At 53.5% G+C, this 8297-nt stretch carries 4 protein-coding genes; all 4 read left to right on the forward strand.

Going from position 1 to position 8297, the window contains the following annotated elements; translation table 11 throughout:
- The first annotated feature begins 192 nt into the window (after positions 1 to 192).
- The 4 genes from ACOTYN_RS25260 to ACOTYN_RS25275 are packed head-to-tail and all read left to right on the forward strand — an operon-like array spanning position 193 to position 8082.
- Entirely contained in the window at positions 193 to 2220 is a 2028-nt protein-coding gene (locus ACOTYN_RS25260; RefSeq protein ID WP_009653620.1) for a type I restriction-modification system subunit M, read from the forward strand.
- The gene (locus ACOTYN_RS25265; protein ID WP_009653617.1) at positions 2217 to 3551 is read left to right on the forward strand and encodes a restriction endonuclease subunit S; all 1335 of its coding nucleotides are present in this window, start codon (positions 2217 to 2219) and stop codon (positions 3549 to 3551) included. Before ACOTYN_RS25260 ends, ACOTYN_RS25265 begins: the two co-directional genes overlap by 4 nt.
- Positions 3552 to 6809 (forward strand): type I restriction endonuclease subunit R, encoded by a 3258-nt coding sequence (locus ACOTYN_RS25270; protein WP_009653619.1) that lies wholly within the window; start codon positions 3552 to 3554, stop codon positions 6807 to 6809.
- A gap of 4 nt (positions 6810 to 6813) precedes the next feature.
- Positions 6814 to 8082: an ISL3-like element ISKpn25 family transposase gene (locus ACOTYN_RS25275; protein WP_009653618.1), complete on the forward strand. Its 1269-nt coding sequence runs from the start codon at positions 6814 to 6816 to the stop codon at positions 8080 to 8082.
- Positions 8083 to 8297 lie beyond the last annotated feature (215 nt).

Below are 8297 nucleotides of genomic sequence, written 5' to 3' on the forward strand. Positions count from 1 at the left end.
GTTTGATGTTATGGAGCAGCAACGATGTTACGCAGCAGGGCAGTCGCCCTAAAACAAAGGGCTATTTGCATTCTGAGGTAGGATCGCAAATTTAGCCAAGAATTTAAATCCATCCCCTTTTGTGCAAAATCTGGTTGACATTCGCAGATTGACTCCAGTACCGTTCTGTGCAAAAAGTGGTTGGAGTCCAGAATGAGCGAATTTACGGGATCGGCAGCTTCACAGGCTGACTTTATTTGGAAGAATGCGGAAGACCTTTGGGGGGACTTCAAGCATACGGACTTTGGCAAGATCATTTTGCCGTTTACCTTGCTGCGCCGCCTGGAGTGTGCGCTGGAGCCGACCCGCGAGGCGGTGAGAGAAGCGCATGACGCTTTCAAGGATGCCGATGTCGAGCTGGATACCATTCTGCGCTCAACCGCTGAATACCCCTTCTACAACACCTCTGAATACTCCCTCGGCACCTTGGGTAGCACCAAGACGCGCCGCAATCTGGAAGACTACATCGCCCTGTTTTCGGATAATGCCCGCGCTATCTTCGAGGAGTTTGAGTTTGGCAATACGGTGATCCGGCTGGAGAAAGCGGGCTTGCTGTACAAGATTTGCCAGAACTTCGCCAAGATCGATCTGCACCCGGACGTGGTTCCGGATCGGGTGATGAGTAACATCTACGAACACCTAATTCGCCGCTTTGGTGCCGAGGTCAATGAAGGGGCCGAGGACTTCATGACGCCGCGCGACATCGTTCACCTAGCGACCGCATTGCTACTTGACCCGGATGATGCCCTGTTTGAGGCCAGCCCCGGTTTGATTCGTACTCTGTATGACCCGACCTGTGGCACGGGTGGCTTCCTCACCGATGCCATGAACCATGTGGGTGACTACGGTAACCGCGACAAGATCCCGCCAGTGCTGGTGCCGCACGGGCAGGAGTTGGAGCCGGAAACCCATGCGGTTTGTGTAGCCGGTATGCTGATCCGCCGTTTGGAGTCCGACCCAGGCCGAGATCTGTCGAAGAACATTCGTCAGGGCAGCACGCTGTCCAACGACCAGTTTGCCGGTGAGCGTTTCCACTACTGCCTGTCCAATCCGCCTTTCGGCAAGAAATGGGAGAAGGACAAAACCGCCGTCGAAGCAGAACACAAAAAAGGTGAGTTGGGCCGTTTTGGGCCGGGCCTGCCGAAAATTAGCGATGGCTCCATGCTGTTTTTGATGCACCTGGCGAGCAAGCTAGAACTGCCGATCAACGGCGGTGGCCGCGCCGCTATCGTGCTGTCGGGTTCGCCACTGTTTAACGGCGGTGCCGCGTCTGGCGAATCGGAAATACGCCGTTGGTTGCTGGAAGACGACCTGATTGAAGCCATTGTAGCTCTGCCAACGGATCTGTTCTTCCGCACCAATATCGCCACCTACCTGTGGATTCTGTCCAACAAGAAGCCGCAGGAGCGCAAAGGCAAGGTGCAGTTGATCAACGCCACCGACCTTTGGACTTCAATCCGCAACGAGGGCAACAAGCGCCGTATTGTCAGCGATGAGCAGCGCCGCCAGATTCTGGACATCTACGCCACAGGCGAAACCGGAGCGCTTTCCCGGATGCTTGACTACCGTACCTTTGGCTACCGCCGTATCAAGGTCCTGCGCCCGCTGCGCATGACCCTGGAGCTGGATAAGGTGGGCATGGATCGGTTGGAAGCCGAAGCTGCCTGGGAAAAGCTCTCTGATGCGCATCAGACATTCTGGCGTGAAGCCCTCAAGCCGCTGATCGGGCAAACGCAGCCCTATAGCTGGGCAGAAACCTTTGTTAGGGACTCGATCAAGTCCGATGAAGCAAAGCAGCTCAAGGTCAAATCCAACAAGACATTGATCACCGCCCTAATCAGCGCCTTTGGTCACAAAGACCCGAAAGCCGAGCCAGTCACGGATTCCAACGGCGAGCTGGTGCCAGACACAGATTTGACTGATTACGAGAACGTCCCCTATCTGGATGACATCGACGACTACTTTGCCCGCGAAGTGCTTCCTCATGTGCCGGATGCTTGGCTGGATGAGAGCTTTACCGATGCCAGGGATGGTCAATTGGGCCGCGTTGGCTACGAGATCAACTTCAACCGCTTCTTCTACCAGTACCAGCCGCCGCGCAAGCTGCATGATATTGATGAAGACCTGAAGCAGGTAGAAGCCGAGATTGCCGCGCTACTGGCGGAGGTGGCCAGCGAATGAGCCAGTACAGAGCATATCCCGCGTATAAGGATTCCGGCATTGAGTGGATTGGGCAGGTGCCGGAGCATTGGAAGATTGCGCAGATTAAGCGAATTTCCGCCTTGAATCCCAGGAAATCGACCTTAAGCGAGGAAAAGGATTCTCTTTGCACATTTCTCCCTATGGAAAAGCTGAGAACCAATGCTGTAACACTTGATGAAACTCGTCCTATTCATGAAGTGTATGGTGGATATAGCTATTTCTGCGATGGCGATATTCTGATCGCCAAGGTAACGCCTTGCTTCGAGAATGGAAACATAGCGATAGCCAATGGTCTGGTTAACGGCATTGGGTTTGGCTCTACTGAAATCAATGTTCTTCGGGTAAATGGAAAGGGACATAACCGGTTTCTTTACTACCGTCTGCAAGAAGAGCAGTTCAGAACAATTGCCAAATCTGAGATGAGAGGCACTGGAGGCTTAAAGCGAGTTCCAACGGATCTGTTTGAGTCATTTACTATCGGGCTTCCCGACACTGACGAACAAGCCACCATCGCGGCCACCCTCGACCGCGAAACCGCCCGTATTGATGCGCTTATCGAGAAGAAAAACCGCTTTGTCGAGCTACTGAAGGAAAAGCGGCAGGGGCTGATTACCCATGCTGTCACCAAGGGACTAGACCGCAACGCCAAGATGAAGGATTCCGGCATTGAGTGGATTGGGCAGGTGCCGGAGCACTGGGAGGCGACAAAACTAAAGCATGTTGCTGCATTCTCTGGTGGTGGTACGCCATCAAAAGAAAATCCAGACTATTGGAACGGCTGCATCCCTTGGGTCTCTCCAAAGGATATGAAACATGAGGTGATTACCGATTCTATAGATCATATAACTACCAAAGGACTGGAAAATAGTGCCACGAAACTGATTGACTCGGGAGCGGTGTTGCTGGTTGCTCGATCAGGTATTCTTCGTCACACGATACCGGTTGGGATCAATAATGTTCCTGTTAGCTTAAATCAGGACATGAAAGCATTGAGCCTTGATGAAACTAGGGTTAGACCCCGGTTTATACTTCGGTGGGTACAGGGTCTTAACCGCTCGTTGCTTGGGATATGGGCAAAAGAAGGAGCTACTGTTGAAAGCTTAGAGCATGAATATGTAGCGAACACTCGTCTACCTCTTCCAGATCTGAAGGAGCAAGATGCCATTCTAGCCACCCTCGACCTTGAAACCGCCCGCATTGATGCTCTGATTAGCAAGTCGGAACAAAGTATCACCCTGCTCAAAGAACGCCGCGCCGCCTTTATCACCGCCGCTGTCACCGGCCAGATTGATTTGCGAGGAAAACAATAAATGCAATCAGCAGCACATCAGGAAAAATACTTCCAGCAATACATCATCGACCGGTTGGTAGATCAGGGCTGGAAGCTGGGTGATTCCAAGTTCTACAACACCGAGCGGGCGGTGTATCCCGAAGACCTGGAAAGCTGGATCAAAACCAGCGGCCAGCAGGAAAAATGGGACAAGCTGGAACGGCTCAACGGGGCCAAAACCCTTGAAGTGCTGATGGATCGCTTGGATAAAGCACTGGAGAAACAAGGCACCATGCAGGTGTTGCGCCAGGGCTTTTCCATTGCCGGTTGCGGCCTGATCGAGATGACCGAGGCCGCACCGGAAGACAAGCGCAATGCAGCAGTCATTGAGCGCTACCAGGCCAATATACTGCGCGTGGTGCCGGAGCTGAAGTATCACCCGGCCCGTGAATTTGCCATTGATCTGGTGCTGTTTATCAACGGTCTGCCGGTGGCAACCGTCGAACTGAAGACCGACTTCACCCAGTCCTGCGAAGCGGCCATGGATCAGTACCGCAATGATCGCCTGCCGTATGACGCCCAGACCAAACGCCGGGAGCCATTGCTGACCTTCAAGCGTGGGGCAGTGGTACATTTCGCCATGTCCGACTCTGAAATCATGATGGCGACCAAGCTGGATGGAGAAAGCACCTTTTTCCTGCCGTTCAATAAGGGGCGCAATGACGAAAGCGGCACTGTACATGCGGGTAACCCGCCAGGTGAGATTAAGGCCGATGGTACCCAGGAATACCCGGTAGCCTACTTCTGGGAGGCGGTCTGCCAGCCGGATGCCTGGCTGCGGATTTTCCATAGCTTTGTCTACGTCGAGAAAAAGGACGTGGTGGATATTCAGGGCAACTGGTCGAAGAAAGAAACCCTGATTTTCCCGCGCTTTCACCAATGGACGGCAGTGAACCAGATGCTGGCCGATGCCCGCGAAAATGGCGCAGGCATGACCTACCTGTGTGACCACAGCGCCGGTTCCGGCAAGACCAGCACCATTTCCTGGACGGCCCATGACTTGGTGAAACTGCGCGAAGATAACGGCGACGCGGTATTTAACAGCGTGATCATTGTCACCGACCGTAATGTGCTGGACGGCCAGCTCCAGGACGCGGTGAAGCAGATTGACCATCAGTTTGGGGTGATCGCCGCCATTGACCGGCAGAAGTCATCCAAGTCCAAGAGCAAGCAGCTCTCGGATGCCTTGTTGTCTGGCACGCCGATTGTGGTAGTAACGATCCAGACCTTCCCCTACGCGATGGAAGCCATCATCACTGACAAGGCCCTGAAAGGGAAAAACTTTGCTGTGATCATTGATGAGGCGCATAACTCGCAGACTGGCTCTACCGCCGCTAAGCTGCAAGCCGCGCTGGGGATGAGCGGACAAGGCAAAATGTCCACCATGACGGTGGATGAACTACTGGAGCAACTGCAAAAGTCTCGCGCCCGCCCGGACAATATCAGCTACTTCGCCTTTACCGGCACGCCCAAGCACTCCACTTTGATGCTGTTTGGTCGCCCGACAGATCCAAGCCAACCGATCTCGGACGATAACCCGCCGCAAGCCTTCCACCTGTACACCATGCGCCAGGCCATTGAGGAGAAATTCATTCTCGATGTGTTGAACGGCTATGTGCCCTACAAAACGGCCTTCAACCTTTCCAAGCAGCTTGAAGACAGCAAGCGGGTAAGCGGCAAGGCCGCCAAACGCGCCCTGGCACAGTGGATGTCATTGCATCCCACCAATGTGACCCAGAAGGTACAGTTTATCGTTGAGCACTTCACCAAAAACGTCGCCCACCGGCTGGATGGCAAGGCCAAGGCGATGGTAGTGACCAGCTCCCGTGCCGCTGCCATTCGCTACAAGAAGGCGTTTGACCGCTATATCGAGCAGCACAGCGAGTACGGCTTTATTCATTCACTGGTGGCCTTCTCCGGCAAGATGACCGGTAAGCAGGTGATGCACCAGGATGACAGCGAGTTCAAGGATGATGTGTTTATCGTCGATGAGAACGAGGAGTTCACCGAGCAGAGCATGAACCCGGATGTCCACGGGCAGGATTTGCGCTTTGCCTTTGACCGCCCGGAATACCGGGTGATGTTGGTGGCCGACAAGTTCCAGACTGGCTTTGACCAGCCCAAACTGGTCGCCATGTATGTGGACAAGAAAATCGCCAACCATGTGGAGATTGTGCAGACCTTCGCCCGCCTGAACCGGACGGCACCTGGGAAGGATGAAGTCTTTATCATCGACTTCGTGAACGATCCAGAGAACGTGCGCAAGGCCTTTGCCACCTATGACAAAGGCGCTCACATCAGCGAAGTGCAAGACCTCAATGTGGTCTACGAGATCAAGGAGCGACTGGACGAGCACGGCCTGTACGACGAGAAGGACTTGGCCGCGTTCAAAGAAGCCCGCTTCAAGACCATACGTGACATCACCCATACTAAATCGCCACAGCACAAGGCGCTGTATACCGCTACAGCTGGAGCGACGGCCTTGTATAACGACAAGATGAAAATGTTGCGCGATGGCATGGCAACCTGGGAAGCAGCGTTTGAGAAGGCCCGCGCCAGGGGTGATGAGGCGGGCATGAAGTCTGCCGATCACCACCAGGATGAGTATGCCGAGCAAATCAAGGCGCTGATGGGCTTCAAGTCGGACCTGGGGCGCTTCTGCCGTACCTATTCCTATATCGCCCAACTGATTGATTTTGGCGACCCGGAGTTGGAGAACTTTGCCGCTTTCGCCAAGCTGCTGCAAAAGCGCCTTCAGCACGAAGCACCGGAAACCGTGGACTTGACAGGCCTGGTGCTTACTGGCTTTGACATCAATGCTCGACCCGATGACGTAGAAGAAGAAGGCAAAACCCCGGTATTGCAACCAGCAGGTGCAGGCGGTGGTGGAGCGGCAGGCGACAAGCCGAAATTCGTCAAAGAGATTATCGAGAGGCTCAACAGCCTGTTTGGTGAGGCGACGCCGATCCAGGATCAGGTGGCTTTCGTTAATCAGATTTCAGCGATTACCGGTGAAAGCGATGTCGTCATGGCTCAGGTGGAAAGCAACACCCGTGAGCAGGCTATGAAAGGCAACCTCCCCGGTGCTGTGCAGCAAGCTGTTGTTCGTGCTTTGTCCAGTCATCAGAAGCTGGCAACCCAGGTGCTCAAGTCTGACCGTCAGGGCATGACCGCATTGGTTGATATGGTGTATGACCTGCTACGCGAAGGCAAAGACATCGATCTGGGTATGGATTAAGCAGATGCTTGACCTGCTGAATCTGCCAGGCATCAAGCCGGTCGATATGCGCCACGAAGGCAAGTGCCTTGTGATAGTCGCTGAGCCGGTAACGGTCGAGGTGCCGTTATGTGGGGACTGCAACATCCCTATGCACAGACACGGTACGCGCAAAAACAAGTTCATGGACACGCCGTTGTACATGGAGCCCGTCCGCCTTGAAGTTCAGCGCCCGCGCTTTCGCTGTGAGTCGTGCGGAAAAATGTCCATGCCGGAGTTGAGTTTTCTGGATGACAAACGCCGAGCCACCAAACGGCTGGTCGATGTTATTCGGCAACAGTGCCTGGGAACCACCTTCCATGCTTTAGCTGAGCAAACCGGTGTGGCGGTGAACACCGTCAAGAACATCGCTCACGATCTCATTGAGGAACTCTCCCAAACCGTTCGTTACGAAACCCCAGTCATCATGGGCATTGACGAAGTGAACCTGGCCGGAGGGTATCGCTGTGTAATCACCAATCTGGCAACCAACAACGTCTTTGATATGTTGGAGCATCGAACTCAAGAGCATTTGAAGCCCTTCTTCAAGGATTTGCCGGATGCTGACAAGGTGGAATGGGTCTGTACGGATATGTGGCGACCCTTCAAGCGTTCCTTTGCTCAGTATCTGCCCAACGCCAAACTGGTGATCGACAAGTTCCATGTCGTCAAGATGGCTTCTGAAGCCTTGGAAGTGGAGCGCAAGAACTATCAGGCACAGTTAAGCAAAGAAGATCGCATTTACGTCAAAAAGTCGATTCGCTGGCTCACCCTGAAGCGACCCGGCAACTTGACACCCGCAGAGCAAAAGGCGCTGGAGGTTGTAAAGCAGGCGATCCCAGCACTTGCCATGGCCTATGACTTCAAGGAAGCCTTCTTCTGCATCTACGACGAACCCGACAAGCAGAGCGCTCAGAACGCCTTTGAGGCTTGGGAGAACAGCCTTCCACTTTATGGCATGGAGCCTTTCAAAACACTGGTAAAAACGGTACACAACCATTACGACGACATCTTTGCCTACTGGGATGCGCCGTTCTCAATCACCAATGGCTATACAGAAGGGCTCAACGGCTTGATCAAGATGTCCAATCGGTTAGGTCGGGGTTATAGCTATGAGATCATCCGTGCAAAGACGTTGTACTCCAAAGAAGCCCGCAAGGTTGGCAGTGGTATTCGAGCAGGACGAGGCAAGGTCGAGTATGGACCGCACATTCCGACATTGTTGAAGCAGGCAGAAGGTGGAGAGTTGGATTAACGCGAGAGATGGCGCGTCTGAGAATCCAACCAATGTTAGATTTTCGCTGGGTGGTGAAAAACAGAAAAATCCAACCAGAAGCAGCTTTTTTTCCGACTAAGAATCAAGGGTTAGAATGGATGAATTCCAACCCTAGAATGCAAATAGCCAAACAAAGTTAGATGCACTAAGCACATAATTGCTCACAGCCAAACTATCAGGTCAAGTCTGCTTTT

Origin of the sequence: Enterobacter cloacae complex sp. IR5458, assembly GCF_049238025.1 — a bacterium.
Lineage (GTDB): Bacteria > Pseudomonadota > Gammaproteobacteria > Enterobacterales > Enterobacteriaceae > Enterobacter > Enterobacter kobei.

What these genes read in the sequence shown, in the direction of transcription:
- ACOTYN_RS25265 (WP_009653617.1), top strand. Translation starts at nt 2,217, where the DNA reads ATGAGCCAGTACAGAGCATATCCCGCGTATAAGGATTCCGGCATTGAG.
- ACOTYN_RS25260 (WP_009653620.1), top strand. Translation starts at nt 193, where the DNA reads ATGAGCGAATTTACGGGATCGGCAGCTTCACAGGCTGACTTTATTTGG.
- ACOTYN_RS25270 (WP_009653619.1), top strand. Translation starts at nt 3,552, where the DNA reads ATGCAATCAGCAGCACATCAGGAAAAATACTTCCAGCAATACATCATC.
- ACOTYN_RS25275 (WP_009653618.1), top strand. Translation starts at nt 6,814, where the DNA reads ATGCTTGACCTGCTGAATCTGCCAGGCATCAAGCCGGTCGATATGCGC.